Here is a 26,537-nt window from a genome sequence, read left to right on the forward strand (position 1 = left end):
GCGCAGAGGGGCGAAGGCACGCGGGGCGGGCGCTGCGGGCGGGGTGGAAGAGGAATGTGTGCAAGGAGTTGCGCAATGTCGTGCGGGGAGGTGACAGGCTCCCGGATTGCATCCGGGCTACAGGAGCGCTCCCTCTCCCCGCCCCTCTCCCATGAATGGGAGAGGGGCGTAGGGCTGGTGCTGCTGGGGTCTAGTCTTCCCACTCGCGCCCGGCCAGCTCCAGCAGGGTGTTGGCCTGTTCCGGGCCGTTGCGGCCGGCGGGGTAGGGGCGCGGGTCCTGGTAGTTGTCCTGCCAGCCCTTGAGGATGGGGTCGATCCAGGCCCAGGCCGCCTCGACTTCGTCGCGGCGCATAAACAGCGTCGAATCGCCTTCGATCACGTCCAGCAGCAGGCGCTCGTAGGCATCCCAGCGGCGCTTCTGCGGGAACACCTGGGCCAGGTTCAGGTCCAGCTCGATGGGGGTCAGCTGCATGCCCTTGCCCGGACTCTTGCCCATCAGCTGCAGGGTGATGCGTTCCTCCGGCTGCAGGCTGATGACCAGGCGATTGGCCTGGCTGCCTTCGAACAGGCGGTGCGGTACCGGCTTGAACTGGATGACGATCTCCGAGCACTTCTTCGCCATGCGCTTGCCGGTGCGCAGGTAGAAGGGCACGCCGGCCCAGCGCCAGTTGTCGATCTCCGCCTGAATGGCGACGAAGGTTTCGGTATCGCTGTCGTTGTCGACATGTTTCTCGAAGTAGTACGCCGGCACTTCCTGTCCGCCGATCTTCCCGGCGACGTACTGGCCGCGCACCGTCTTGTCGTGCACGTCGAGGCCGGCGATGGGTTTGAGCGCTTCGAGGATCTTCACCTTCTCGTTACGCACCGACTCGGCGTCGAAGCGTACCGGCGCCTCCATGGCCACCAGGCAGAGCAGCTGCAGCAGGTGGTTCTGCACCATGTCGCGCATGGCACCGGCCTTGTCGTAGTAGGCGCCGCGATTTTCCACGCCGAGCGTCTCGTTGACGCTGATCTGCACGTGGTCGATGTGCCCGGCACGCCAGATCGGCTCGAACAGGGCATTGGCGAAGCGCAGTGCCATCAGGTTCTGCACCGTCTCCTTGCCCAGGTAGTGGTCGATGCGGAATACCTGTGGCTCGCTGAACACCGCGCCGATGGCGGCGTTGATCTCACGGGCCGACTCCAGCGAATGGCCGATCGGCTTTTCCAGCACGATGCGCGTGTCGCTGCCGGCCAACCCGGCGATGGCCAGGTGCTCGGCGATGGCTTCGAATAGGTCCGGCGCGGTGGCCAGGTAGTAGATGCGCCCGCGGTCGCAGGCGTGGGCGCCGAGGTACTTGGCCAGGCGGCCGAATTCGGCGCTCTGCGCCAGGTCCATGGCGAAGTAGTCGAGGCGCGCGGCGAAGCCGGCCCAGGTGTCGTTGTCGAAGTCGCTGCGCGCCACCTGGGCGCGGCAGCGGCGCTCGGCTAGGGCCTGGTACTCGGCGCGGCTCAGGGCGTTGCGCGCCGCGGCGAGGATGCGCATGTCGGCCGGCAGGCGCCCGTCGCGATGCAGGTGGTAGAGCGCTGGCAGCAGCTTGTGCAGGGCCAGGTCGCCGGTGCCACCGAATACCAGCATGTCGCAGGGGCTGTTCAACGAGAGGCCTCCGGCCGGGTTTGCCTGTGCGGGTTGGGCATTCATGTAGTATAACTACAAGCTCACTACAGCCCGATCATAACAGGCTGGGTGAAACCGCAGCGAGCCGGCGCGGTTTCCATCGAGCCCGATAACAGAGTCCTGCCCGTGAATCTTCTGCAGCATATCGCCCAGTCCCGTCACCTGCTCCGCAAGTCGGAGCTGAAGGTTGCCGACCATGTCCTGCAGGACCCCTCGGCGGTCATGCACAGCTCCATGGCCGACCTGGCCCACGAGGTCGGCATCAGCGAGCCGACCATCGTGCGCTTCTGCCGCGCCATTGGCTGCAGCGGCTTCCAGGACCTCAAGCTGAAACTGGCGCAGAGCCTGGCGGCGGGGGCCAGCTTCGGCCAGTTCGCGATCAGCGAGAACGACTCGGTGGCGGACTTCAGCCTGAAGATCTTCGACACCACCCTGCATACCCTGATGGAAGTGCGCGAACGCCTCGATCCCAAGGAGCTGGAGAAGGCCATCAATGCCATCGCCAACGCCCAGCGCATCGAGTTCTACGGCTTCGGCGCCTCCGGCGCGGTGGCCGCCGACGCCCAGCACAAGTTCTTCCGCCTGTTGCTGACCGCCGCCGCCTATTCCGACCCGCACATGCAGGCGATGAGCGCGGTGACCCTCAAGCCCACCGACGTGGCCATCTGCATCTCGCAGTCCGGCCGTTCCAAGGACCTGCTGATCACCGCCAACCTGGTGCGCGAGTCCGGCGCCACGCTGATCACCCTGTGCCCGAGCCAGACCCCGCTGGCCGACCTGGCCACGGTCAACCTGGCCATCGACGTGCAGGAAGACACCGAGATCTACACGCCGCTGACCTCGCGCATCGCCCACCTGGTGGTGATCGACGTGCTGGCCATGGGCGTGGCCATGGCCCGCGGCCCGGACCTGGTCAACCACCTCAAGAGCGTCAAGCGCAGCCTGCGCAGCCTGCGTCTGTCGCCCAAGTCGGTGCGCAGCGCCGAGGACTAGCGTCACGCAAGATTCATCGGCGCGCCGCCAAAGCGTCACCCTCCGGCGCGCATGCTGGGTTCCCGTTATCGGACTAGGAGCCCCGCGATGAGCCTGCATCACGCCGAACCCGTTCACGACAGCAAGACCCGCCGCAAGCTGGAAGACCAGCGCCGCATGGCCTTCCGCCGCGCCATCGAGGATTACGCCGAGCAGCGCCGCCTGCAGCGCGAACTCCACGACTATCCCGATCTGCTCCCCGCCGGCTTCTTGCTCGAGCGCGCCACGACCCGTCGCCAGGCGGCCTGAGCCCTGCCGGCGGTATGCCGAATTCGGCATGCCGCGCGTGCAAAGCGATCAAGCCGCGGCGGCCGCGACGGGCCACTGTAGCGGGCAGACTGCCAGGAGCCCGTTATGACCCGACTGACCCTCACCGAGGCCCATGAGCTGGCCGCCGCCATCCTGCGTCATGCCGGTTTCAGCGAGGCCTTCGCCCAGGCCATCGCCGCCACCGTGACCGCCGGCGAGCGCGATGGCTGCAAGTCCCACGGCCTGTGGCGCCTGCTCGGCATCGTGCACACCCTCAAGGCCGGCAAGGCGGTGGCCGATGCCGAGCCCGAGGTGATCGACCAGGCGCCGTCGCTGGTACGGGTCGACGCCCATGGCGGCTTCTCCCAGCTGGCCTTCGCCGCCGGCCTGCCGCTGCTGGCGGACAAGGCCCGGCGCAACGGCATCGCCGCCCTGGCGATCAACCGCTGCGTGCACTTCTCCGCACTGTGGGTGGAGATGGAGGCGCTCACCGAGCTGGGTCTGGTGGCGCTGGCCTGCAACCCGACCCAGGCCTACGTGGCGCCGGCCGGTGGCAGCCGTCCGCTGTTCGGTACCAACCCCGTCGCCTTCGGCTGGCCGCGCGCCGGTGGCCAGCCCTTCGTCTTCGACTTCGCCACCAGCGCCATCGCCCGTGGCGAGATCGAGCTGCACCGCCGTTCCGGCGAGCCGCTGCCGCCGGGCTGGGGCGTCGACCGCCACGGCCAGCCGAGCAGCGAGGCCGCCGAGGTGCTCGACCACGGCGCCATGCTGACCTTCGGCGGGCACAAGGGCTCGGCGCTGTCGACGATGATCGAGCTGATCGCCGGGCCGCTGATCGGCGACCTCACCAGCCTCGAATCCGGCGCCTTCGACGGCGGCGCCAACGCCCTGCCGTACCACGGCGAGCTGATCATCGCCCTCGATCCGCAGCGCTTTCTTGGCGCGCAGGCCGAGCAGCACCTGGCCCGCGCCGAGGCACTGTTCGAGGCGATCCAGGGCCAGGGCGCGCGGCTGCCGTCGCAGCGGCGCTACGAGGCGCGGGCCAGGAGCCTGGCCTGTGGCGTTGAACTCGACGACGGCCTGTACCGCGACCTGCAGGCGCTGCTCGGCTAGCTAGCCTTCCTCCAGTTCCAGCGGCTGCTCCACCCGCAGCTCGACCTGGCCGCGCCCGCATTTGCGCAGGCTGATGCCCAGCGCCATCTCGTCCAGGCGGCGGCGCAACAGCAGCAGGCGGGTGGCCAGGTTGTCGCTGATCTCCGGCAGGTTCAGCGAGCTGTCGGCGCGCAGCTCGCGGCTGCTGAAGGTGCGCCGGCCGCTGTCGCGGTATTCGCGCAGGAGCTTCCAGAGGATGGCGCCGGCGATGCCTTTGATCACGTACTGGCCGTCGATGAACAGGGTCGACAGGCGCGCATAGAAGCGCACCTGCAGCGTGCTGTTGGCGCGCGGACGCGGCGTCGGCGCGCCCTGCCAGTCCGCCGCCTCGCCCGCCTCGCAGTCCTCCTGCAGGCGGCCGATGGCCAGGCCCAGGGCGTCGGCCAGGGTCGCCAGGGCATCCTCATGGTGGTAGCTGAAGCGCTGGGCGCGCAGGTCCTCGACATAGAGCACGCCGCTCACCGTGGCGCCCAGGCGGATCGGCAGGGCCAGCTGGCTGCCGGGGTTGGCCAGGCCATGGAAGGGCAGCGCCGGCTCCAGCGGCTCGTCCAGGGCCAGCGCCTGGGAGCGCACCACCTGGGCGTAGCCGTGCTCGGCCAGGGCATGGTTGATGCGGATCGGCACGCCCGTGCGCGCGGCCACGCCGATCACGCCCTTGCCCAGCGGCACCTCGCTGCCGATCTGGCTGCCGGGATAGCCGCGCGCGGCCACGGTGAACAGGCGCGCCTGCGCGTCGTCGCACAGCAGGATCATGGCCTGGGCGATCTCCAGCTGGCGCTCCAGGGCGGCCAGGCAGCTGTCGAACAGGTGCTCCAGGTCGACGGCCTGGGCCACCGTCTCGATCAGCGCGCGCAGTGGCGGCAGCAGGTTGGGCGGCAGTGGCTGGGGCAGGCCGGGGCAGTCCACCGGCTCGATGGCCAGCACCCGGTAGATGTCGGCGCCCTGCAGGCGGAAGACGCCGTCCATGCCGCTGTGCGAGGCGATGCCGGCCAGCTTGGCGCCGATCTTCTCGAACGTGGCGCCCTCGGTCTCGGTGCGCAGGTATTGCGCCAGCAGGCGGTGGCGGCGGGCGGTGAAGGGGTCGATCAGCAGGATCCGCGCGATGGGGTTCTCCAGCACGTTGCGCCGGGTCTGGCTGAAGAACTGGAAGCTCAGGGCGATGTGGGCCGGGTCGAGGTAGTGCACCGCCGATAGGTAGGACAGGTTGGGCGTGCCGTCGAGCGCGCAGGTGGCGATCAGCGCCGGCGTGCTGCCCTCCATCGAGTCGCGCAGGGCACAGAGGCTGGGGTTCATGGTGCCCCCGCCAGCGCCTTGCCGGCATTCGGCCCGGGCGTCTGGTCGAACAGCGCGTGAATGCCGCAGTGCAGGAACACCAGGCGTTCGGGCTCGTAGCCGTTGAGGGTGGAGGCGAAGGGGTCGCCGAAGCCGATCAGGTCCAGGCGCCGGTTGGCCAGCGAGACGCGCCGGGCGATCTCCGCGAGCTCGCTGCCGGCCACCCCGCCCAGGCGGGCGTCGCGGGTCTTGATCTGCACGGTGCGGTGGCTCACCGGGTCGCTGAACACCAGGGCCGCCCGTCCGCCCTGTACCGCCAGCTGCAGCACGGCGCCGGCCTGGCGCTCGTCGAAGGCCACGCGCAGGCGCTGGCGCGCCGGATCGACGAAGCAGGCCAGGCCGAAGCAGAGGTCCGGCACACCCGTGGCGGTGGCGCTGGCCAGGCGGATCAGCGCGCCCTGGCTGATGAAGTCGGCCAGCTCCTCGTCGAGGCTCAGCGCATCCATCGCGGTTGTCCTGTCATCGCATCCCCTTAGCAATCTTTTAGCAAGTGCTGCCGGAAAAATTAGCAAATGTCCGGGCGCTGCCCACCTAGCATGGGGGCTCACCATCTGTAACGGAGTTCATCATGCAACATAGGCTCAGCAATCTGTGGCTCAAACTGGCCGGACTGTATTTTTTCATAGGTGTGGCCCTGGGCGTCGGCATGGGGTTGTCCGGCGACCATCACCTGTTCCCGCTGCATGCCCACATCAACCTGCTCGGTTGGGTATCCATGGCGCTGTTCGGCCTGATCGGCCGCGTACTGCAACCGGGGCGCGTGCTGAAGGCGCATTTCTGGCTGTACAACCTGAGCCTGCCGGTGATGTGCGTGGCCTTGCTGTTCATGCTCAATGGCAAGCCCGCCTTCGGCCCGCTGCTGGGCCTGGCGTCGCTGGGGGTGGCGGGCGGCGTGCTGCTGTTCGTGGTTGCCCTGTTCCTGCCGGCGCAACGCCAGGCGCCGGCCAGTCGCCCGCTGGCGCTGAGCTGAGGGCGGCGATAAAAAAGCCCCGGCGAACCGGGGCTGAGGGAGGGAAGCGCTGGTGGCTGAGCCGACAACTTTTCAGGCCAGCGATTCCCGCGTGGTGATGCCGTCGACCAGCCGGGCCAGGCCCAGCGGGTTGGCGTTCTTCAGGGCGTCCGGCAGCAGGGCGTCCGGGCAGTTCTGGTAGCACACCGGGCGCAGGAAGCGCTCGATGGCCAGGCTGCCGACCGAGGTGCCGCGCGCATCCGAAGTGGCCGGATAGGGGCCGCCGTGGACCATCGCGTCGCACACTTCCACGCCGGTCGGATAACCGTTGAACAGTACCCGGCCAACCTTCTGCTCCAGCAGTGGCAACAGATCGCCGTGGGCCTCCAGGTCAGCCGGCTCGGCGGTCAGGGTGGCGGTCAGCTGGCCGCGCAGGCCATGCAGGGCGCGGATCAGCTCGGCCTTGTCGGCCACTTCCACCACCACGGTGACCGGGCCGAACACCTCTTCCTGCAGCAGCTCGTCGCCTTCCAGCAGCAATGCGACATCGGCCTGGAACAGCTGCGGCCGAGCCTGGCGGCCTTCCTGCGGCTGGCCGGCCAGGTGCTTCAGCCCCGGGTGGGCGTGCAGCGCGGCCAGGCCGCGTTCGTAGCTGCCCAGGGTACCGGCGTTGAGCATGGTCTGCGGCGGGCGCTGGCCGATTTCGGCGATCAGGTTGGCGACGAACAGGCTGAAGGCCGGCGAGGCGATGCCGATGACCAGGCCCGGGTTGGTGCAGAACTGGCCGCAGCCCTGCACCACCGAGTCGGCCAGTTCGCGGGCGATCTTCTCGCCACGTGCGGCCAGGGCGGCCGGCAGCATCAGCACCGGGTTGATCGAGCTCATCTCGGCGAACACCGGGATGGGATGCGGGCGCGCGGCGGCCATGTCGCACAGGGCTCGACCGCCCTTCAGCGAGCCGGTGAAGCCGACCGCCTGGATCGCCGGATGCTTGACCAGCCACTCGCCGACCCCGCCGCCATAGACCATGTTGAACACGCCGGCCGGCATGCCGGTGGCCTCGGCGGCGCGGATGATCGCCTGGGCCACCCGCTCGGCGGTGGCCATGTGGCCGCTGTGCGCCTTGAACACCACCGGACAGCCGGCGGCCAGCGCGGCGGCGGTGTCGCCGCCGGCGGTGGAGAAGGCCAGCGGGAAGTTGCTGGCGCCGAACACCGCCACCGGGCCGACGCCGGTGCGGTACTGGCGCAGGTCCGGGCGCGGCAGCGGCTGGCGCTCGGGCAGGGCGCGGTCGATGCGCGCGCCGAGGAAGTCGCCGCGGCGCAGCACCCTGGCGAACAGGCGCATCTGCCCGCTGGTGCGGCCGCGCTCGCCCTGGATGCGCGCGGCCGGCAGGGCGGTCTCGCGGCACACCAGCTGGACGAAGTCGTCGCCGAGGGCATCGATCTGCTCGGCGATGGCGTCGAGGAACTGGGCGCGGCGCTCCGGGCTGAGGGCGCGGTAGACCGGGTAGGCGGCCTCGGCGGCGCGGGCGGCGGCGTCCACCTCGGCCTCGGTGGCCTGGTGGAAGGCGTAGGGCAGTGCCTCGCCGGTGCTGGCGTCGAGGCTGTGCAGGATGATCTCGCCGGCGGCGCTGCGGCCGCCGGCGATGAAGTTGTGGCCGGTGATGGCGGGCATGGTTAGCTCCTGTCGGGTGCCTGTGAGATCAGCGTTGCCATTGCAGATCGACCGGATGTCCGGAAGCATCCGGCCGCAGCATGGCGATCAGGCGGCCGACCAGTTGGCGTACCACTGGCGGAACAGCTTGTACTGGGTCTCGGCGTAGTTGCGCTGGGCGTCGCTGAGTGCGTCGGTGGGGTTGAAGTGCAGGCTGTATTCCGGGTCGCCGCCCAGCACCATCAGGTACTTGTAGTAGAGAACCAGGTCGCAGCCCTCGTCGAAGGACGACAGCACGTTGAGCGCCTCGGACAGCTCCAGGGCGCGGCGACGGGCGACGGCGTCGCCCTTGGCGGCCTGCTTGCTCAGCTCGACCAGCTGCAGCACCTCGCGCGGCAGGACGTTGCCGATGCCGGTGATGGCGCCGGTCGCGCCGCAATTGACGAAGCCATGCATCACCTGGGTATCGACGCCGGCCATGAGGATCACCTGGTCATCCTGCGAGGTGATGTGCTCGGCGGCGTAGCGCATGTCGGCGGCGCCGCCGAATTCCTTGAAGCCGATCAGGTTGGGGTACTGGCGGCGCAGCTTGAAGAACAGCTCGGCGCGGGTGGCGAAGCCGTAGTAGGGGCTGTTGTAGATCACCGCCGGCAGCTTAGGTGCCGCCTCGAGAATGGCGGCGAAGTGGGCTTCCTGGGCGGCCGGCGAAGCGCCGCGGGACAATACGCGCGGGATGACCATCAGGCCATGGGCGCCGACCTTGGCGGCGTGGGCGGCGTGGGACACGGCCTCGCGGCTGTTCACCGCGCCAGTGCCGACGATGGTCGGGATGCCGGCGGCGACCAGGCGCGCCACCCCTTCCTGGCGCTCGGCCTCGGTGAGCAATGGCCAGTCGCCCATGGAACCGCAGTAGACCACGGCGCTCATGCCGGCCTCGATCAGCTGCTTGCCCTTGCGCACCAGGGCGTCGAAGTCCGGCTTGCGCTCGGCGGTGCAGGGGGTCATCAGGGCGGGGATGGTGCCGGTGAAGATGGTGCTGTTCATGCTGTCGCCTCCTGGGCAGAGTCAGAGTATTTCGTATACGGAAGCAAGGGATCGTTCTACGCCCTTGTTTCCATGGGTTGGGCCTGGGCCCGGTTCAGTGCGCCGACGCGGCGGCGGTTTTCAGATCTTTAAAAAACAGGGTCAGGGTTGCGGCTCGACCGGCCAGGTGTCGGATAACCGATAGCCCTGCGGCCAGGGGTCGTCGGGGTCGAGCAGGTGCTGGTGGGTGCCAGTGATCCAGGCCCGCCCGGACAGGCAGGGGTGGATGGCCGGGCGCCCGGCGACTTCGGTGACGCCGGCGATGCGGCAGTGGAACTCGGAGCCGATGATCGAGCGGCCGACGAAGCGCTCGCCGTCCTGCATCTGACCCTTGGCGTGCAGCACTGCCATGCGCGCCGAGCAGCCGGTGCCGCAGGGCGAGCGGTCGATCTTGCCGGGGCGGATCACCACCGCGTTGGCGGCGGTCAGCACGCCGTCGATGCGCTCCAGCGGCGCGGCGATCTGGCAGAACGAGATGTGGTCCCAGTCCTTGTTCAGCGGATGGACGAAGCCCAGCTGCTCGTTGGCCGCGCGGGTGATCTTCAGGCCCACGGCGACCAGGTCGGCGGCCTCGTCGGCGGTCAGGGCGAAGCCCAGGGTACGGGCGTCAGCGATGACGAAGCTGTCGCCGCCGTAGGCGGTGTCGACTTTGAGGCTGCCGAGGCCCTCGACCTCAATCATGGCGTCCAGCTTGTCGGCGAAGGACGGCACGTTCTTCACCTCGACGCGCTGCACCTTGCCGTCACGGCACTGGGCCACGGCCTCGATCAGGCCGCCCGGTGCTTCCAGCACCAGGCGCGTTTCCGGCTCGCTCATCGGCAGGATGCCGCTGTCGAGCAGCACGGTGGACACGCACAGCGAGTTGGAGCCGGACATGGGCGGCGTGTCGGCCGGCTCCATGATGATCCAGGCCATCTGCGCCCGCGGGTCCTTGGCCGGCACCAGCAGGTTGACGTGACGGAACACGCCGCCGCGCGGCTCGTTCAGCACGAAGTTGCGCAGTTCCTGGTCGCGGGCGATCCAGCGCGACTGTTCCCACAGGGTGGCGCCCGGCGGCGGCGCGACGCCGCCGACGATGACGTCACCGACCTCGCCCTCGGCGTGGCAGCTGACCACATGGATGACCTTGCTCGAACGCATTGCTCTCCCCTTACAGGACCGACTTGAGGAAGTCCGCGGTTTCCGGCTTCTGCGGGTTGCCGATGACCTGCTCGGGCGCGCCGATCTCGTGCACCAGGCCGTTGCGGAAGAACGCCACGCGGTCGGACACGTCGCGGGCGAAGCGGATCTCGTGGGTGACCAGGATCATGGTCATGCCTTCCTCGGCGAGCAGGCGCATGGTGTCCAGCACCTCGCCCACCAGCTGCGGGTCGAGGGCGCTGGTGGCCTCGTCGAACAGCATGTAGTCCGGGCTCATGGCCAGCGCGCGGGCGATCGCCATGCGCTGCTGCTGGCCGCCAGAAAGCTTGCTGGGGAACACCTTGAGCTTGTCCGCCAGGCCCACGTGGGTGAGCTGCTTGACGGCGATGGCCTCGGCTTCCTGCTTGCTCAGGCCGAGCACCTTGCGCGGCGCCAGCATGACGTTCTCCAGCACGGTCAGGTGGGGGAAGGCGTTCCACTGCTGGAACACGATGCCGATCTTCTGCCGCAGCTTGTTGAGGTCGGTGCCCGGGGCGTGCACCTCGGTGCCGTCGACGCGGATGCTGCCCTTCTGGATCGGCTCCAGGCCGTTGATGCACATCAGCAGGGTGCTCTTGCCGGAGCCGGAGCCGCCGATGATCGACACCACCTCGCCCTTGTTCACCGTCAGGCTGACACCCTTGATGACTTCGAGGTCGCCGAAGGATTTGTAGACGTTGTCGATCTCAATCATTTTCCTGCCACCTTTTCTCCAGCTGGGCGCCCAGCTGGGCCACCACCAGGCTCATGACGTAGTAGATGAGGCCGGCGATGCACAGCACCAGCAGCGGCTCCTGAATACGGGTAACGATGGTCTGCGAGGCGCGCAGCAGCTCGACGATGCCGATCCACATGACCAGCGCGGTGTCCTTCATCACGCTGAGCACCAGGTTGAGCCAGCCGGGGAAGGCCACCCGGGTGGCGATCGGCAGCACGATGTAGCGCAGGTCCTGGCTGTAGCTCATGCCCAGCGAGCGTGCGGCGCGGCGCAGGTTGGGCGGCACGGCCAGCACGCCGCTGCGTACCACCTCGGTACAGAAGGCCGCGGCATACACGCCGAGCACGATGCAGCCGACGGTGAAGGCGCTCATGTCCAGGCCGGCGATGCTTTTGAGGGCATTGAACAGGACGAACTGGATCAGCAGCGGCACGCTGCGGAACACGTCGAGCACCCAGGCCAGCGGCAGGGTGGCGCGCGGCAGGGCGGCGCGCAGCAGGCCGAACAGCACGCCGGCCAGGGTGCCGATGAGCATGGCGCCGGCGGTCAGCTTGAGGGTGACCCAGGCACCCTGCAGCATGAACAGCAGGTCGTTGGAGGTGAGGCTGGTTTCGAACATGTGCGCGCCTCCCTCAGTAGCGGAACAGACGCCAGGCCATCAGGCGTGCGGCGAGCACGATGGTCTTGGCGATCAGGTAATAGAGCACCGCCGCGATGGCGAAGTACTCGAAGGTACGGAAGGTCTTCACGTTGTAGTCCTGGGTGACCCCGGTGAGGTCGTTGTTCAGCCCGACGATGACTCCCAGCGAGGTCATCAGCACGGCCCAGACCATCTGGTTGGACAGCGGGTGGAAGACGATGCGCAGCAGCTGCGGGACGATGATCAGGCGGTAGGCCTGGAAGGCGCTCATGCCCAGCGAACGGGCCGCCTTCATCTGCGTCTCCGGCACCGCCTTGAGGCCGCCGCGGAAGTTCTCCGCCAGGTAGCCGGCGTTGTTGAAGGTGATCCCCGCCAGCAGGGCGACCCAGGAGCTGACGTGCAGGCCGAAGCTGCCGAGGCCGAAGTAGAGGATGTAGATCTGGAACAGCGACGGGGTGTTGCGCGCGATGGACACCCAGGTGTTGGCGAAGTGCCGTGGCACCGGGTGCTGCATCTGCCGCATCACCGTCAGCAGCAGGGCGATCAGGGTACCCAGGAGCATCGACAGGGCTGCCGTCTCCAGGGTTACCCAGGCGCCCGCCAGCATGTCCGGCAGGGCCTTGAAGGCCGAGCGCCAGTGGAAGGTGTAATCGAACATCGATCAGCGTTTCCCTTGGGGTGGAAGTTGACCCAGCCAGGCCGGGAGTTGTCCCTGGTTGCGCCCCGTGCAGGCGGCCTCGACGCAGGCGGCGAGGTTGCCGAAGTGCACCTGGCGGCCAGCCAGGCCGGGGGCGTAGTGGGCGTACTTGCCCGAATTGGTCATCAGGTTGCGACTGCCCGGCGGCACTACCGGCTCGCCGAGCATGCACCAGCAGGTATCGGTGATCAGGCGCGCGCCGAATCTCTCCAGCGTGGCCACATGGCCGGCCGCCGCCGCCCGCTCGAACACGGCGCGGCCGCAGGTCACCACCAGGGCGGTGTCCGGGTGGCTGTGGCGGCCCTCGCAGAGCTCGGCCAGGCGCGCCAGCTCGGTGGCCGAGCAGTGCGGGTTGCCCAGGGCCACCAGGCTGACCTCGGCCGAGTCGGCGCCGTTCAACTCCCACCAGCTGTCCAGCAGGTCGGCGAGGGTAACCCGCAGCTGCCGGGCCGGCGCCCGGCCGCCGAGGGCGCTGGCCACGTCCGGCGCCTCGGGGGTGACCCCGGCGATATGGAACATGGGCGCCGCCGAGGTGGTGGCGAAGGCGGCGCCGAAGGCCTTGAGGTCGTCGGTGTTTGGCGCGCTGTGCTGCAGGCCGCTGAGCACCGGGATGTCGACGGTGCTGAGCAGGCCGACGTGGTAGCCGAGCAGCGGCCAGAAGCTGTCATCCGGGGCCTGCGGGGTTTCCACCTCGATCAGCAGGCGCGCGTGGCGACCCTCGTCGAGGTGGCTGCCGCAGCGCGGCGCGCGGCCGGTGAGGGCGATGCAGATGTCCAGGTAGTCCGGGTACTTGAGGGTGCGCGCGCCGAGCACGCTGTTGGCGTAGACCACGGCGTTGGACTCGGCCCAGACGATCTGCTCGCCGGCCTTGGGCGCGCTGTCCAGCAGGTAGGGCGCGCAGGTGAAGCTGAGCTCCGCGCCCATGGCCATGTAGACGTCGCCGAGTTCGCTGGCCGGCTCGCCGAAGGCCGGGTCGATGCCCTGCGCGCGCCAGCGGCGCTGGTCCACCGAGATCGCGTTGAGGGTGGTCGGCACGCTGACCTTCGCCCCCCAGTCGAGCAGCTGCTGGGCGAAGCGCAGGCAGGCCGGGCCGGTGTAGATGCAGCCGTCGATGTGCGCCTGGGTCACGTCGAGCAGCTCGCGCGCGCCCTGCAGCTCGGCCATGCGCAGCACCAGCTGCATGGCCACCTGGGCCGCGCGGCCCTGCTCGCCGGCGAGGATGGCGCGGTCACGGGGGCTCAGCGTCAGGCTCGGCGGGTGGCTGCCGTCGTGGGCGATCGGCGTGGCCTGCCAGCCGTCGGCCGGCGCGCTGTCGAACACCTGCAGGCGCGTGCCGTCGACCCGCACGCTGGCGCCGGCATGGGCGGCCAGCTCGGCGAAGGCGGCGTGGCCGATGCACAGCACCGGCAGCTGCACGTCGAACACATGCTCGGCGACCAGGGCGCCGAGGGTGAGAATCTCGTCGGGTTCGGCCAGCACCAGCGCCGCCGGTGCCGGACCGTTGAGGATCAGTTCCAGCAGGACGCTGCTGCCGGTGCAGGAGCCGCGTCCGCTGGGAATGGCCAGCACGCGCCCGGCCAGGGATTGCCCGCTCAGCGGGTGGTGACGGTCGATCACCTCGCCGCTGAAGGGGTCGACGCCGCCCCAGAAGCTCAGGCCCAGGTCGGCGTGGAGCAGGCTGCCTTGCCCCCGTCCCGCGACCAGACTGCGACCCTCGATGGACAGTACGGACATCGTCATCTCTCCCGGGCGCGCGTGATCAGTAGTACACGCCGGGCACGGTCAGGTTGGCCGGCTTGATCTCGTCGCCGACCCACTTCTTCCACAGCTCGTCGTAGCGGCCGTTACGCACCTGCTGGTTGACGAACAGGTTGAGGTAGTTGAGCAGGCCGTACTCGCTGCGCTTGGCGGCCAGGGACACGTAGTCGACCACGTAGGGTGCGTCACCGGCGACCTTGAGGCCCTTGTACTTGCCGGACTTGAGGGTGGCGGCGGCCACGGTGTTGGTCACCACGGTGGCGTCGATGTGGCCCTGGGCCACGGCGAGGATGGTGTCGTTCTGCGACTGGTAGGCGCGGAAGCTGCCCGAACCCCAGGCCTTCTGGTCCTTCTCCAGGGCGATGGCCTCGTAGGTGCCGCTGGTGTTGCCCAGCTTCTTGCCCTTGAGGTCGGCGTAGCTGTTCACCCCGGCGTCCTCGCGGGTCAGCACGACCATCTGGAAGGCGAAGTAGGGGATGGTCATGCCCACGGTCTTGGCGCGCTCCAGGGTGTCGGAGGTGGAGGCGACGATGATGTCGGCGCGGCCGGAGACCAGCGCCGGGATGCGGTCGGGGAAGGGCGTTTCGACCACTTCCGGTTCCACGCCGAGGACCTTGGCCAGGTCGGCGCAGTAGTCCACATCGAAGCCGGCCGGGTTGTTGTTCTCGTCGCGGAAGCCCATGGGCGGGAAGTCCAGGGTCACGGCGCAGCGCAGCTTGCCGGACTCGATGATGTCGTCGAGCTTGTCGGCCTGGGCGGTGGCGGCCAGGGAAGCGCTGAGGGCGGCGCCGAGGGCGATGGCGAGGGTCTTTCTATTCATGTGCAGCCTCATGTGTGTCTGATGGTTGGCAGATGAAACAGGGGTATCTCGAATTTCGTATACGATATTTACTTTGCAAGGCCTATGCCTAAAACGCCGGCGCGCCCACGCGGATGCGTCAGCCCCCGTCACGCAAGGCCGCCAGGCAGGAGGCGGTCGGGCGTCACGGTTCTACTAAGACTAGTCGGGCGATTTCGTGACTGCCCGGTGTTACATAACGAAGCATGGATGCGCCGGCGTGCCCGCAAACGGAACACCGTTAGCGGCGGCGGTTGCACCTGGTGCGACCGGATACGGGTCAGGGGTTGCGGTGGGAGTCGCGGTACTGGCTGGGGGAGAGGCCGGTGAGGGCCTTGAACTGGCGGCTGAAGGCGCTGTGGTCGGTGTAGCCGCAACGCAGGGCGATCTCGGTGATCGGCAGCTCGCCGAGCAGCAGCTGCGAGGCCGCGCCCAGGCGCGCCTTGTGGATCATCTGCCGTGGGGTGAGCTGGAAGATGCGCTTGCAGTGGCGCTCCAGCTGCGCCACCGAGAGACCGGCGATGGCGGTCAGCTCGGCCAGGCTGATCGGCTGGGCGTAGTGCTGGCGGATGTGCTCGTCCACCGCCGCCAGCTTCTGGTAGGCCGGGTGCGCGGCCTGGGCCGCCGGCAGGTCGCAGGAGATGCCGGCCATGCCGATGACCTGCCCGGCGGCGTTGCGCAGCGCCAGCTTGTGGGTCAGGCACCAGCCCGGTTGGCGCCCGGGGTAGAGGTGCAACTCCAGCTGGTCGGCGAGCAGGCTGCCGGCCTCCAGCACCTGCAAATCCTGGGCGGTGTAGAGCGGGCCGAAGCGCGAGGGGAACACTTCCTCGGCGGTGCGCCCGAGCAGCTCGCTCTTGTCGCGGTAGCCGCAGCGGGTGGCCAGGGTCTGGTTGACCAGCACGTAGCGCGCCTGCACGTCCTTGACGAAGAACACCACGCCGGGCATGGCATCCAGCAGCGGGGCGACGGCGCCCAGGCTGGCGAGCAGGCTGGGCAGGTCGGCGGGAGCGGTGGACGGCAGCAGATCGAGCATGGGGCGGACACTGGCCTTCGGGGCGCCCATTCTGCGCAGCGACGGCGGCGCTGGACAAGCGCTGCGCCGCCGCCGTGCGCGATCGCGGCAGCCCCAGGCGGGGCTCAGTCGTCGCCGAGCTGCAGCAGGGTGTCGATGCGCGCCGGGCTGAAGGGCGGGCGCGGCGCCGGCGGCTGCCAGCCGAACAGCGCCTGGGCGGCGGCGCCGCACACCCGGCCCTGGCAGGCGCCCATGCCGCAGCGGCTGGCCAGCTTGGCCTGGCTCCAGCCCTGGTGATCGGTTACCGCCGACAGTGGCACGTCTTCGCAGCGGCAGATCAGGGTGTCCGGTCGGGCCAGTTGCTTCACCGCATCGCCGAGGGCGAAGGCGCTGTTTAGCGCGCGGGCGAAGCCTTGCCAGCGCTGGCGCTGCGACCACAGGCGTTGCGCCGCTTCGCGCGCGCCGACCGCCGAATGACCGGCGATGGCGCCTTCGACCAGCGCCTTCTCGCTGCCGCCAAAGCCGGTGCTCTCGCCGGCCGCGTAGACCCCGGCCAGGCTGGTGGCCTGCCAGGCGTCGACGGCGATGGCGCTGTTGTCGATACGGCAGCCCAGGGCCTGGCCCAGCTGCAGATTGGGCACCAGGCCGAAGCCGCAGGCCAGGCGCTCGCAGGCGATCTCGCGGAGCTGTCCGCCGATGTTCAGGCGCACCCCTTCCAGGCGCCCGTCGCCGAGGGCTTCGACCACATGGCTGCTGGCCCGGTAGCCGGGGTGGAACAGGCCGAATGATTGCAGCAGCTTGTACGGCCAGCGCGGCAGCTGCGCGGCGAAGCCGGCCACGGCGGACCACGGTGCCTGCTCGAGGATATTCAGCACCCGGGCGCCGTTGTCCCGCGCGGTGGCGGCGCTGGCCAGCAGCAGCGGGCCGCTGCCGGCGATGACGATGCGTTCGCCGGCCACCGGCAGGCCGCCCTTGATCAGCGCCTGCAGGCCGCCGGCGCCGGTGACGCCGGGCAGGGTCCAGCCGGGGAAGGGCAGCAGTAGCTCGCGGGCGCCGGTGCACAGAATCAGCTTGGTGTACTCGATCACCCGGCCCTGCTCGGGGTCTTCCACCAGCAGCGCCTGGGGCCCGGCCAGGGCGACCACGCGGCTGGCCGGCAGCAGCTGGATATTGGCCTGCGTTTCCAGGCGCTGGCGATGTTCGCGGGCCAGCTTTGGGATGTGCGCCTGCGGGCCGTCGCGCCAGATCTGCCCGCCGGCGGCGGGGTTGTCATCGAGCACGGCGATGCGCGCGCCGCTCGGCGCGGCGGCCAGGGCCGCGGCCATGCCGGCGGGGCCGGCGCCAACGATGAGAATGTCCACCTTCATGGCTGGCTCTCCACGCGCATGCCGTCGCGGCACAGGGTCTGGCAGGCCAGGCGGCGCTGGCCGTCGATGGTTACCCGGCATTCCTGGCACACGCCCATGCCGCACACCGGCGCGCGGCGCTGGCCGCTGACCGAGGTGCGGCTGCTGCCGTCGCCGCCGAGTGCCAGCGCGGCGGCTACCGTGGTGCCTTCGGCCACGCGCAGCGGGCGGCCGTCGAGAATCAGTTCAGGCATGCGCGCGGACTCCGGGGAAGCGTTGCGGCAGGTAGGGCTCGGGTGCCAGCGGCGCGGTTTCGCCGAACAGCTGGGCGATGAGCAGGTCGGCGCTGCCCGGCGCGGTAGTCACGCCCAGGCCTTCGTGGCCGACCGCCAGCCACAGGCCGCGGCGCTGCGGGTGCTCGCCGAGCAGCGGCAGGCCGTCCGGGCTGGCGGCGCGAAAGCCGGTCCAGGCGCGGATGCCGTTGAGCTTGGCCAGGCCCGGCATGTAGTGCACGGCGCGGCGCAGCATCTTGGCCAGCATCCAGGGTTCGACCTCGGGGTCGAGGGTGCCGAACTGGCGCGAGGCGCCGATGAACAGCTGGCCGGTCGGCCGCGGCTGGATATTGGCGGCGGTCGAGGGGCCCGTGGCGTTGTGTGCGCTGGTGACGTAGCCCAGCTCCACCAGGGTGTGGCTGATGCGCCCCGGGTAGCGGTCGGTGATCAGCAGGTGGCCCTTCTTCGGTTCCACCGGCAGCTCCGGACAGAGTTCGGTGACGTGGGTGCCGCCGGCCAGGATCACCGCCTGGGCGCTCAGCCAGCTGCCGTCCTGCAGGCGCACACGGGCGCCGTCGACCTCGACCACCTGTGCCCGGCGCTGCTCGATCAGCGGGTGATCGAGCAGCCAGCGCGCGGCATTGGGGGCATAGAGGATGCCGTCGCCGCCGACCCGCAGGCCGCCGTGCAGGCCGTCGCGCAGCTCCGGTTCGGCGGCACGCAGGGCGCCGGCGCCGAGCAACTCGCAGTCCAGGCCGTGCTCGCGCAGCACCTGGTACTTGGCCTCGGCCACCGCCATCTCCTCGGCATTGGCGGCCAGCCACAGGGTGCCGTTCTGCCGGTAGGCGCAGTCCTCCGGCATCTCCCGTGCCCAGTCGCGCCAGCGCTGCACCGAGTACTGGCTGAGCGCCAGTTCGGCCGGGTTGTCGTCCAGTACGATCAGGTGGCCCATGCCGGCGGCGGTGGCGGCTCTCAGGCCGGCATCCAGCACCAGCACACGCTGGCCGCGCCTGGCCAGTTCGCGGGCGCAGGCGGCGCCGACGATGCCGCCACCGATGACGATCACGTCGCTCACAGGCGAATGCCCCAGGCGAAGGGGTCGTCCGCCTCGATCAGCAGGGTGGCTTCGGCGCTGAGGTGCGCGCGGCCGCGGATGGTGGGGATGATGCGGCGGCCTTCGGCGTGCTCGTAGTGGGTCTCGAACTGGCTGCCGATCACGCTGGCCTGGCGCCACAGCTGGCCCGGCTGCAGCTTGCCGTCGGCGGCCAGGCAGGCCAGCTTGGCGCTGGTGCCGGTGCCGCAGGGCGAGCGGTCGTAGGCCTTGCCCGGGCAAAGCACGAAGTTGCGGCTGTCGGCCTCGGCGTCGTCGGCGAACAGCTCGATATGGTCGATCAGGCCGCCGTCCTCGCCGCGCAGGCCCTGGTCTTCCAGAGCCTGCTGCACGGCCACCGAGTAGGCGGTGAGCGCCTCCAGGTTGTCGCCGACGACGCGCAGGCCGTGGTCTGAGATCAGGAAGAACCAGTTGCCGCCCCAGGCGATATCGCCGACTACTTGGCCGTGCCCCGGCACCTCGACCGCGACCGCCTGGCGGTAGCGGTAGGCCGGCACGTTGCGCACGCTCACCGAGCGGTCGTCGTGCAGGGTGGCCTCGACGGTGCCGACCGGCGTCTCGATCTTGTGCACGCCCGGGCCGATGCGCCCCAGGTGGGCCAGCGAGACCACCAGGCCGATGGTGCCGTGGCCGCACATGCCGAGGTAGCCGCTGTTGTTGAAGAAGATCACTCCGGCACAGGCGGCAGGGTCGACCGGCTCGCAGAGCAGGGCGCCGACCAGCACGTCGCTGCCGCGCGGCTCCAGCACCGTGGCGGCGCGCCAGGCGTCGAAGCGCTCGGCGAGCAGCTGGCGGCGCTCGGCCATGCTGCCGCGGCCGAGGTCGGGAAAGCCGTCGAGAACCAGGCGAGTCGGTTCACCGCCGGTGTGCGAGTCGAGTACACGGATGCGTTGCATGGGCGGCCCCTGCCGATGAGTGGATACCGGCAAGGTTGCCGCCGCGCGGGCGTCGGCGGCTTGAGTCATTTAGCGCGCGCCGATGACGAAATCGGCACAGCGCTACGGACGCTCAGAGGCGGTTGGGCAGGTGCTCGTAAAGCGTCTGGCAGACCCCACCGATGTGCTCCTCGATCAGCTGCGCGGCCCGCTCGGCGTCGCCGGCACGGCAGGCGGCGATGATCTCGCGGTGCTCGTGGTCGGCGCGCTCCTTGCCCTCGGACAGGCTCATCTGCATGCGTAGGTAGCGCTCCAGCTTGTCGTGGATCGAGCGGATCAGGCCGACCAGAAAGGGCCGTTGTGCCGGTTCGTAGAGGCAGGCGTGCAGCTGCCAGTTGAGCTCGGCCCAGCGGCCGACGTCTTCCTCGCCGAGGAAGGCGGCGCAGATGCGCTCGGCTTCGGCGAAGGTGGCCTCGCTCATGTTCGGTACTGCCAGGCGGATCGCCCGCGTTTCCAGCAGCACGCGCACCTCGAACATCTGCGCCAGCTCCGGCTCGGAGATGCGCGTGACCACCGCGCCCTTGTTGCGCTGGAACATCACCAGGCCCTCGGCCTCCAGGCGCTTGAGCGCCTCGCGCACGGGGATCTTGCTGACGTTGAACAGCCCGGCGATGTCGTCCTGGCGGATCGGCTCGTCCTCGGCGAACTGCCCGGAGATGATCGCGTCGCGCAGGTGCTTGGCGATGACCTCGGAGGCCGAGGGAGCTATCCCCAGGTTGGGGGCATTGAAGCGAGGTAGGGGCACGGCGCGTCACCGAGTCGAGTGGGCGATGGTGCGAATATCATATACGAAATTCCCTGGCTGCCAGTTCAGTCACTCATGCCGAAGCGCCGTTCCAGTGCGGCGATCTGCGCCCGCTCCTGGCGGATGAAGTCGCGGAAGGCCTGGGCCACCGGCGACAGGTGTTTGCCGCGCGGGTGCACCACGCACCAGCTGCGCTGCAGCGGCAGCTCCGCCACCGGCAGTTCCCGCAGCAAACCCTGGGCCAGTTCCAGGCGCGCGGCGTGGCGCGGCAGCAGGGCCAGGCCGAGGCCGGCGATGGCGCCCTCCACCTGCGACTCGGTGGAGCCCACCTCCAGGGTCTGGGCGAAGTGCGCGCGCTTCTGGTGGCAGTACTCCTCGCAGGCCTTGCGCGTGCCCGAGCCGGGCTCGCGCACCAGCAGGGGATAGGCGCCGAGATCGGCCAGACGCAGTTGCTCCCGGGCACACAGGGGGTGCTGCGGTGGCGCCACGGCGATGATCGGGTTGGTCAGGAAGGGGAAGAAGTCCAGCGCCTGGTCGCCGGGCGGCTGCGACATGATCAGCAGATCGTCGCGGCTCACCGACAGGCGCCGCACCGCCTGGGCGTGGTTGACCACCACCAGCTGCAGGCTGACCTCCGGGTGCTGCGCGCGGAAGGCGGCGAACAGGTGCGGCACCAGATACTTGGCGCTGGATTCCACGGCCAGGCTCAGCTGGCCCTGCAGCGAGCCCTGCAGGTCGGAGAGCTGCATGTCGAGCGCCTCCAGGCGGCCGAACACGTCCTCGCTGGCGCGCAGCAGGGCCTCGGCGGCGGGCGTCAGGTAGAGCTTCTTCGCGACGTAGTCGAACAGCGGCTGGCCGAGCAGCTCCTCCAGCTGGCGGATCTGCAGGCTCACGGCCGGCTGGGTCAGCGCCATCTCCTCCGCCGCGCGGCTGTAGGAGCGGCTCTCGCACACCGCACGAAAGATCTGCAGCTGGCGAAAAGTCATCCGCATCAATGACTTGCGCATTCTTATCGGTTCCCGGGAGAGGCCTTGTCGGACAAATATAAGTCTTTACTAATGTTCATCCCAACAAATATTGATTTTGGTTAATCGAGCGGCGGGCGTAGGGTAATCGCAAGACCGCCGTGGCCTGTGCGGTCATTCGCGGACCGCCCTGTCGCGGTCCTTTGCTCACGTGATCGAGGAACCAGGCTCGTGATCAAGAAGATCCTCATTGCCAACCGCGGCGAGATCGCGGTGCGCATCGTCCGCGCCTGCGCCGAGATGGGCATCCGCTCGGTGGCCATCTACTCCGAGGCGGACCGCCACGCGCTGCACGTCAAGCGCGCCGACGAGGCGCACAGCGTCGGCGACGACCCGCTGGCCGGCTACCTGAACCCGCGCAAGCTGGTCAATCTGGCCGTGGAGACCGGCTGCGACGCCCTGCACCCGGGCTACGGCTTCCTTTCGGAGAACGCCGAGCTGGCGGAGATCTGCGCCGAGCGCGGGATCAAGTTCATCGGCCCGTCGGCCGAGGTGATCCGCCGCATGGGCGACAAGACCGAGGCGCGGCGCAGCATGATCAAGGCCGGCGTGCCGGTCACCCCGGGCACCGAAGGCAACGTCGCCGACCTCGCCGAGGCGCTGCGCGAGGCCGAGCGCATCGGCTACCCGGTGATGCTCAAGGCCACCTCCGGCGGCGGCGGCCGCGGCATCCGCCGCTGCAACAGCCGCGAGGAGCTGGAGTCGGCCTACCCGCGGGTAATCTCCGAGGCGACCAAGGCCTTCGGTAGCGCCGAGGTGTTCCTCGAGAAGTGCATCGTCAATCCCAAGCACATCGAGGCGCAGATCCTCGCCGACAGCTTCGGCAACACCGTGCACCTGTTCGAGCGCGACTGCTCGATCCAGCGCCGCAACCAGAAGCTGATCGAGATCGCCCCCAGCCCGCAGCTGACTCCCGAGCAGCGTGCCTACATCGGCGACCTCGCCGTGCGCGCCGCCCAGGCGGTGGGCTACGAGAACGCCGGCACCGTGGAGTTCCTGCTCGCCGAGGGCGAGGTGTACTTCATGGAGATGAACACCCGGGTGCAGGTGGAGCACACCATCACCGAGGAAATCACCGGCATCGACATCGTCCGCGAGCAGATCCGCATCGCCTCGGGGCTTGAGCTGTCGGTCAAGCAGGAGGACATCATCCACCGCGGCTACGCCCTGCAGTTCCGCATCAACGCCGAGGACCCGAAGAACAACTTCCTGCCCTCGTTCGGCAAGATCACCCGCTACTACGCGCCCGGCGGCCCCGGCGTGCGCACCGACACGGCGATCTATACCGGCTACACCATTCCGCCCTACTACGACTCGATGTGCCTGAAGCTGATCGTCTGGGCGCTGACCTGGGAGGAGGCGCTGGACCGCGGCCTGCGCGCGCTGGACGACATGCGCGTGCAGGGCGTGAAGACCACCGCGCCCTACTACCAGGAGATCCTGCGCAACCCCGAGTTCCGCAGTGCCGAGTTCAATACCAGTTTCGTCGAGAGCCATCCGGAGCTGACCCAGTACTCGATCAAGCGCAACCCGTCGCACCTGGCCATCGCCATCGCCACCGCCATTGCCGCCCACGCCGGCCTGTAGGGATCAGAACATGACTAAGAAAATTACCGTCACCGACACCATCCTGCGCGATGCCCACCAGTCGCTGATCGCCACGCGCATGCGCACCGAGGACATGCTGCCGATCTGCGACAAGCTCGACCGCGTCGGCTACTGGTCGCTGGAAGTCTGGGGCGGCGCCACCTTCGACGCCTGCGTGCGTTTCCTCAAGGAAGACCCTTGGGAGCGCCTGCGCAAGCTGCGCGCCGCGCTGCCCAACACGCGCCTGCAGATGCTCCTGCGCGGACAGAACCTGCTCGGCTACCGCCACTACAGCGACGACGTGGTGCGCGCCTTCGTGGCGAAAGCTGCCGTGAATGGCATCGACGTGTTCCGCATCTTCGACGCGATGAACGACGTTCGTAACCTGCGCGTCGCCATCGAGGCGGTGAAGGCCGCCGGCAAGCACGCCCAGGGCACCCTTGCCTACACCACCAGCCCGGTGCACACCGTGGCCGCCTATGTCGAGCAGGCCAGGGCCATGCAGGCCATGGGCATCGACTCCATCGCGATCAAGGACATGGCCGGCCTGCTCACCCCCTACGCCACCTTCGAGCTGGTCAAGGCGCTCAAGGCCGAGGTCGACCTGCCGGTGTTCGTGCACAGCCACGACACCGCCGGCATGGGCGCCATGTGCCAGCTCAAGGCCATCGAGGCCGGCGCCGACCATATCGACACCGCCATCTCCAGCTTCGCCTGGGGCACCAGCCACCCGGGCACCGAGTCGATGGTTGCCGCCCTGCGCGGCACGCCGTTCGATACCGGCCTGGACCTGGAGCTGATCCAGGAGATCGGCATGTACTTCCACGCCGTGCGCAAGAAGTACCACCAGTTCGAGAGCGAGTTCACCGCCGTGGATACCCGCGTGCAGGTCAACCAGGTGCCGGGCGGCATGATGTCCAACCTGGCCAACCAGCTGAAGGAGCAGGGCGCGCTGAACCGCATCAACGAAGTGTTCGCCGAGATCCCGAAAGTGCGCGAGGACCTCGGCTTCCCGCCCCTGGTCACCCCGACCTCGCAGATCGTCGGCACCCAGGCGGTGTTCAACGTGCTCGCCGGTGAGCGCTACAAGACCATCACCAATGAGGTGAAGCTGTATCTGCAGGGTCGCTACGGCAAGGCTCCGGGCAAGGTCGACGAGCAGCTGCGCAAGCGTGCCATCGGCAACGAGGAAGTCATCGACGTGCGCCCGGCCGACCTGCTCAAGCCGGAGATGGCCAAGCTGCGCGAGGAGATCGGCGCCCTGGCCAAGTCCGAGGAGGACGTGCTGACCTACGCCATGTTCCCCGACATCGGCCGCAAGTTCCTCGAGGAACGCGCCGCCGGCACGCTCAAGCCCGAGGCCCTGCTGCCGCTGCCGCAGGCCGGCGGCGCGGCACCGGTGGGCGGCGAGGGCGTGCCCACCGAGTTCGTGGTTGACGTGCACGGCGAGAGCTACCGCGTGGACATCACCGGCGTCGGCGTGAAGGGCGACGGCAAGCGCCACTTCTACCTGTCCATCGACGGCATGCCGGAAGAGGTGGTGTTCGAGCCGCTCAACGACTTCGTCGCCGGGGCCGGCGGCAAGCGCAAGCAGGCCAGCGCGCCGGGCGATGTGTCCACCACCATGCCGGGCAACATCGTCGACGTGCTGGTCAAGGAAGGTGATGTGGTGAAGGCCGGCCAGGCCGTGCTGATCACCGAGGCGATGAAGATGGAGACCGAGGTGCAGGCGCCCATCGCCGGCACGGTCAAGGCCGTGCACGTGGCCAAGGGTGACCGGGTCAACCCCGGCGAAGTCCTAGTCGAGATCGACGCTTAAGTCCCCGGGGCGCGCAGGCGCCCCTTTTTTTGCCCGCGAAACAGGAGGTGTTTGTTGGATCCGGTGGTGCTGTTCTTCGTCTTCGGTCTGGTCGCCGGGCTGCTGAAGAGCGAGTTGAAGTTGCCGGCGGCGTTGTACGAAACCCTGTCGATCATCCTGCTCCTGGCCATCGGCCTGCACGGTGGCGTGGAGCTGGCCGAGCAGGCCAGCGTGCAGCTGCTCGGCCAGGCCGGGCTGGTGCTGCTGCTCGGCATCGGTCTGCCGCTGCTGGCCTTCGTCCTGCTGCGCGGCCTGCGCTTCGACCGGGTCAATGCGGCGGCGGTGGCGGCGCACTACGGCTCAGTCAGCGCCGGTACCTTCGCCGTGGTGGTGGCCTTCCTGGTGTCGCGGCAGATCAGCTTCGAGAGCTACATGCCGCTGTTCGTGGCGATCCTGGAGATCCCGGCGATTCTGGTCGGCATCCTCCTGGCCAAGGGCGTCAGCCGTGGCACCGACTGGAAGGAGCTGGGCCGCGAGATCTTCCTCGGCAAGAGCATCATGCTGCTGCTCGGCGGCCTGGTGATCGGCGCCGTCGCCGGCAAGGAGGCGATCAAGCCGCTGGAGCCGCTGTACACCAGCATGTTCAAGCCGGTGCTGGCGTTCTTCCTGCTGGAGATGGGCCTGATCGCCTCCAGCCAGCTCGGCGCGCTCCGGCAGTTCGGCCTGCGCCTGGCGGCGTTTGCCCTGCTCATGCCGCTGCTCGGCGCGCTGGTCGGCGCCCTGCTGGCGCGCTTCATGGGCCTCAGCCTGGGCGGTACGGCGATGCTCGCCACCCTGGCCGCCTCGGCCTCCTACATCGCCGTGCCGGCGGCGCTGCGCCTGGCCCTGCCCGAGGCCAACCCGTCTCTGTCGCTGACCGCCTCGCTGGGCATCACCTTTCCCTTCAATATCCTCATCGGCATACCGCTGTACCTGGCGCTGGCCGAGCAACTGATCGCCTGGGGGCTCTGAGATGGACACGCATAACCGCACCCTGCTCACCGTGGTCGGCGAGGCCGCGCTGGAGAAGAAGCTGGTGGCCGACCTGGAGGCGCTCGGCGCGCCGGGCTGGACCATCTCCGACGCCCGTGGCCGCGGTGCCCGGGGCGTGCGCAGCGCCGGCTGGGACACCGAGGGCAACATCCGCCTGGAAGTGATCTGCAACCGTGACCTGGCCGAGCGCATCGCCGAGCACCTGCAGCAGCGCTACTACGCCAACTACGCGATGGTCTGCTACCTCTCCGAGGTGCAGGTGCTGCGCCCGGAGAAGTTCTAGCCGGTCGAGGCGAGGGTGCCTCGGCGCTGGTAGCCCGGATGCAATCCGGGAGCGGGGTAGTCTGTTCCCCCGGATTGCATCCGGGCTACGGGCAACAAAAAGGGGAGCCGCGGCTCCCCTTTCTCATGCGTTCGTGGCGATCAGCGCCAGAACGGCTTGCTGACTTCGGCGGCGCGCTCGTGCAGGCTGATGCCGGCGTCGGCCAGCAGGCGCTCGTCCAGGCGCGCCAGCTCGCGGCGGCTGGTGATGCGGCGCTGCCACAGCAGCAGGGTGCCCAGCACGCGCAGGGGCAGGTGGCTGCCGCCGGCCGGGGACTGTTGGTGGAACATGAGGTCGGAACTGAGGGTACGTTCCATGGTGGTGCTTCCTTCCGCTTGTGGCGGGGTTAGAGGGTGTTCTACTGGAAGCCTATTTTCCTGACTGTGTGGTCGATTTTATAGGCACAGCTGGG

27 protein-coding genes are annotated in these 26,537 nt (G+C 69.1%); 8 read left to right on the forward strand and 19 right to left on the reverse strand.

The genetic code is table 11. The annotated features are described in order from the left end of the window. Window positions 1-190 precede the first annotated feature (190 nt). A complete protein-coding gene (gene zwf / locus DMO17_RS19035) occupies window positions 191-1,618 on the reverse strand; it encodes a glucose-6-phosphate dehydrogenase (protein WP_394335643.1) in 1,428 nt (475 codons plus the stop codon). Between the two features lie 165 nt (window positions 1,619-1,783). On the opposite strand from zwf, the gene hexR reads away from it, so the two are divergent. The 3 genes from hexR (at window position 1,784) to DMO17_RS19050 (ending at window position 4,051) form a co-directional block, all read left to right on the forward strand. Next, entirely contained in the window at window positions 1,784-2,650 is an 867-nt protein-coding gene (hexR, locus tag DMO17_RS19040; protein ID WP_110684057.1) for a transcriptional regulator HexR, read from the forward strand. 87 nt (window positions 2,651-2,737) lie between these two features. Next, a complete protein-coding gene (locus DMO17_RS19045; RefSeq protein WP_110684058.1) occupies window positions 2,738-2,938 on the forward strand; it encodes a PA3496 family putative envelope integrity protein in 201 nt (66 codons plus the stop codon). Window positions 2,939-3,043: 105 nt separating this feature from the next. Next, window positions 3,044-4,051 (forward strand): Ldh family oxidoreductase, encoded by a 1,008-nt coding sequence (locus DMO17_RS19050; RefSeq protein ID WP_110684059.1) that lies wholly within the window; start codon window positions 3,044-3,046, stop codon window positions 4,049-4,051. On the opposite strand, the gene DMO17_RS19055 is transcribed toward DMO17_RS19050, so the two are convergent. Beyond that, window positions 4,052-5,383 carry a GAF domain-containing protein gene (locus tag DMO17_RS19055; RefSeq protein WP_110684060.1) on the reverse strand — a complete coding sequence of 444 codons (1,332 nt, stop codon included), beginning with the start codon at window positions 5,381-5,383 and terminating at the stop codon, window positions 4,052-4,054. Next, entirely contained in the window at window positions 5,380-5,868 is a 489-nt protein-coding gene (locus DMO17_RS19060; RefSeq protein ID WP_110684061.1) for a hypothetical protein, read from the reverse strand. The genes DMO17_RS19055 and DMO17_RS19060 overlap by 4 nt, the downstream gene beginning before the upstream one ends. Before the next feature lie 122 nt (window positions 5,869-5,990). Here DMO17_RS19060 and DMO17_RS19065 point away from each other — a divergent pair, with 122 nt between their 5' ends. Beyond that, on the forward strand, window positions 5,991-6,392 hold the full coding sequence (locus DMO17_RS19065; RefSeq protein WP_181418828.1) for a hypothetical protein: 402 nt from the start codon (window positions 5,991-5,993) through the stop codon (window positions 6,390-6,392). 72 nt (window positions 6,393-6,464) lie between these two features. On the opposite strand, the gene DMO17_RS19070 is transcribed toward DMO17_RS19065, so the two are convergent. The 15 genes from DMO17_RS19070 to DMO17_RS19140 all read right to left on the reverse strand — a co-directional run bounded on the left by DMO17_RS19070 (window position 6,465) and on the right by DMO17_RS19140 (window position 21,368). Next, complete coding sequence (locus DMO17_RS19070; protein WP_181418829.1) at window positions 6,465-8,048, reverse strand: aldehyde dehydrogenase (NADP(+)); 1,584 nt, start codon at window positions 8,046-8,048, stop codon at window positions 6,465-6,467. Between the two features lie 87 nt (window positions 8,049-8,135). Further along, on the reverse strand, window positions 8,136-9,071 hold the full coding sequence (locus tag DMO17_RS19075) for a dihydrodipicolinate synthase family protein (protein WP_110684062.1): 936 nt from the start codon (window positions 9,069-9,071) through the stop codon (window positions 8,136-8,138). A gap of 141 nt (window positions 9,072-9,212) precedes the next feature. Next, a complete protein-coding gene (locus DMO17_RS19080; protein WP_110684063.1) occupies window positions 9,213-10,250 on the reverse strand; it encodes a trans-3-hydroxy-L-proline dehydratase in 1,038 nt (345 codons plus the stop codon). 10 nt (window positions 10,251-10,260) lie between these two features. Further along, complete coding sequence (locus DMO17_RS19085) at window positions 10,261-10,983, reverse strand: amino acid ABC transporter ATP-binding protein (protein ID WP_110684064.1); 723 nt, start codon at window positions 10,981-10,983, stop codon at window positions 10,261-10,263. After that, window positions 10,976-11,626, reverse strand: coding sequence for an amino acid ABC transporter permease (locus DMO17_RS19090; RefSeq protein ID WP_110684065.1), 651 nt, complete (start codon window positions 11,624-11,626; stop codon window positions 10,976-10,978). The genes DMO17_RS19085 and DMO17_RS19090 overlap by 8 nt, the downstream gene beginning before the upstream one ends. 13 nt (window positions 11,627-11,639) lie before the next feature. Continuing rightward, the gene (locus tag DMO17_RS19095) at window positions 11,640-12,305 is read right to left on the reverse strand and encodes an amino acid ABC transporter permease (protein ID WP_110684066.1); all 666 of its coding nucleotides are present in this window, start codon (window positions 12,303-12,305) and stop codon (window positions 11,640-11,642) included. Window positions 12,306-12,308: 3 nt separating this feature from the next. Beyond that, complete coding sequence (gene lhpI, locus DMO17_RS19100) at window positions 12,309-14,084, reverse strand: cis-3-hydroxy-L-proline dehydratase (RefSeq protein WP_375538037.1); 1,776 nt, start codon at window positions 14,082-14,084, stop codon at window positions 12,309-12,311. 19 nt (window positions 14,085-14,103) lie between these two features. Then, a complete protein-coding gene (locus DMO17_RS19105; protein ID WP_110684068.1) occupies window positions 14,104-14,922 on the reverse strand; it encodes an ABC transporter substrate-binding protein in 819 nt (272 codons plus the stop codon). A 298-nt stretch (window positions 14,923-15,220) separates the two neighbouring features. Next, window positions 15,221-15,973, reverse strand: a complete 753-nt coding sequence (locus tag DMO17_RS19110; protein ID WP_181418830.1) for an AraC family transcriptional regulator — start codon at window positions 15,971-15,973, stop codon at window positions 15,221-15,223. Window positions 15,974-16,077: 104 nt separating this feature from the next. Further along, window positions 16,078-17,319: an NAD(P)/FAD-dependent oxidoreductase gene (locus DMO17_RS19115; protein ID WP_110684069.1), complete on the reverse strand. Its 1,242-nt coding sequence runs from the start codon at window positions 17,317-17,319 to the stop codon at window positions 16,078-16,080. Further along, complete coding sequence (locus DMO17_RS19120; RefSeq protein WP_061902756.1) at window positions 17,316-17,552, reverse strand: (2Fe-2S)-binding protein; 237 nt, start codon at window positions 17,550-17,552, stop codon at window positions 17,316-17,318. The genes DMO17_RS19115 and DMO17_RS19120 overlap by 4 nt, the downstream gene beginning before the upstream one ends. After that, a complete protein-coding gene (locus tag DMO17_RS19125; RefSeq protein ID WP_258371579.1) occupies window positions 17,545-18,645 on the reverse strand; it encodes an NAD(P)/FAD-dependent oxidoreductase in 1,101 nt (366 codons plus the stop codon). Before DMO17_RS19125 ends, DMO17_RS19120 begins: the two co-directional genes overlap by 8 nt. Then, a complete protein-coding gene (locus DMO17_RS19130; RefSeq protein WP_110684070.1) occupies window positions 18,642-19,577 on the reverse strand; it encodes a 4-hydroxyproline epimerase in 936 nt (311 codons plus the stop codon). The genes DMO17_RS19125 and DMO17_RS19130 overlap by 4 nt, the downstream gene beginning before the upstream one ends. Window positions 19,578-19,689: 112 nt before the next feature. Then, on the reverse strand, window positions 19,690-20,361 hold the full coding sequence (locus DMO17_RS19135; protein ID WP_021702092.1) for a GntR family transcriptional regulator: 672 nt from the start codon (window positions 20,359-20,361) through the stop codon (window positions 19,690-19,692). Between the two features lie 65 nt (window positions 20,362-20,426). After that, window positions 20,427-21,368, reverse strand: coding sequence for a LysR family transcriptional regulator (locus DMO17_RS19140; RefSeq protein WP_110684071.1), 942 nt, complete (start codon window positions 21,366-21,368; stop codon window positions 20,427-20,429). A 189-nt stretch (window positions 21,369-21,557) separates the two neighbouring features. Between DMO17_RS19140 and DMO17_RS19145 the strand changes: the two genes are divergently transcribed. From DMO17_RS19145 to DMO17_RS19160, 4 genes are read left to right on the forward strand one after another with little or no spacing between them, the layout of a single operon-like run. After that, window positions 21,558-22,973, forward strand: coding sequence for an acetyl-CoA carboxylase biotin carboxylase subunit (locus tag DMO17_RS19145; RefSeq protein WP_110684072.1), 1,416 nt, complete (start codon window positions 21,558-21,560; stop codon window positions 22,971-22,973). 10 nt (window positions 22,974-22,983) lie between these two features. Continuing rightward, on the forward strand, window positions 22,984-24,792 hold the full coding sequence (gene oadA, locus DMO17_RS19150; protein ID WP_110684073.1) for a sodium-extruding oxaloacetate decarboxylase subunit alpha: 1,809 nt from the start codon (window positions 22,984-22,986) through the stop codon (window positions 24,790-24,792). 51 nt (window positions 24,793-24,843) lie between these two features. After that, window positions 24,844-25,782, forward strand: coding sequence for a sodium-dependent bicarbonate transport family permease (locus DMO17_RS19155; RefSeq protein WP_110684074.1), 939 nt, complete (start codon window positions 24,844-24,846; stop codon window positions 25,780-25,782). A gap of 1 nt (window position 25,783) precedes the next feature. Next, window positions 25,784-26,086, forward strand: coding sequence for a DUF3240 family protein (locus tag DMO17_RS19160; RefSeq protein ID WP_110684075.1), 303 nt, complete (start codon window positions 25,784-25,786; stop codon window positions 26,084-26,086). A 140-nt stretch (window positions 26,087-26,226) separates the two neighbouring features. Here DMO17_RS19160 and DMO17_RS19165 read toward each other — a convergent pair whose 3' ends face one another. Beyond that, entirely contained in the window at window positions 26,227-26,442 is a 216-nt protein-coding gene (locus DMO17_RS19165) for a DUF1127 domain-containing protein (protein WP_110684076.1), read from the reverse strand. Between the last annotated feature and the right edge of the window lie 95 nt (window positions 26,443-26,537).

The organism is Aquipseudomonas alcaligenes, assembly GCF_003205495.1.
Lineage (GTDB): Bacteria > Pseudomonadota > Gammaproteobacteria > Pseudomonadales > Pseudomonadaceae > Aquipseudomonas > Aquipseudomonas alcaligenes_B.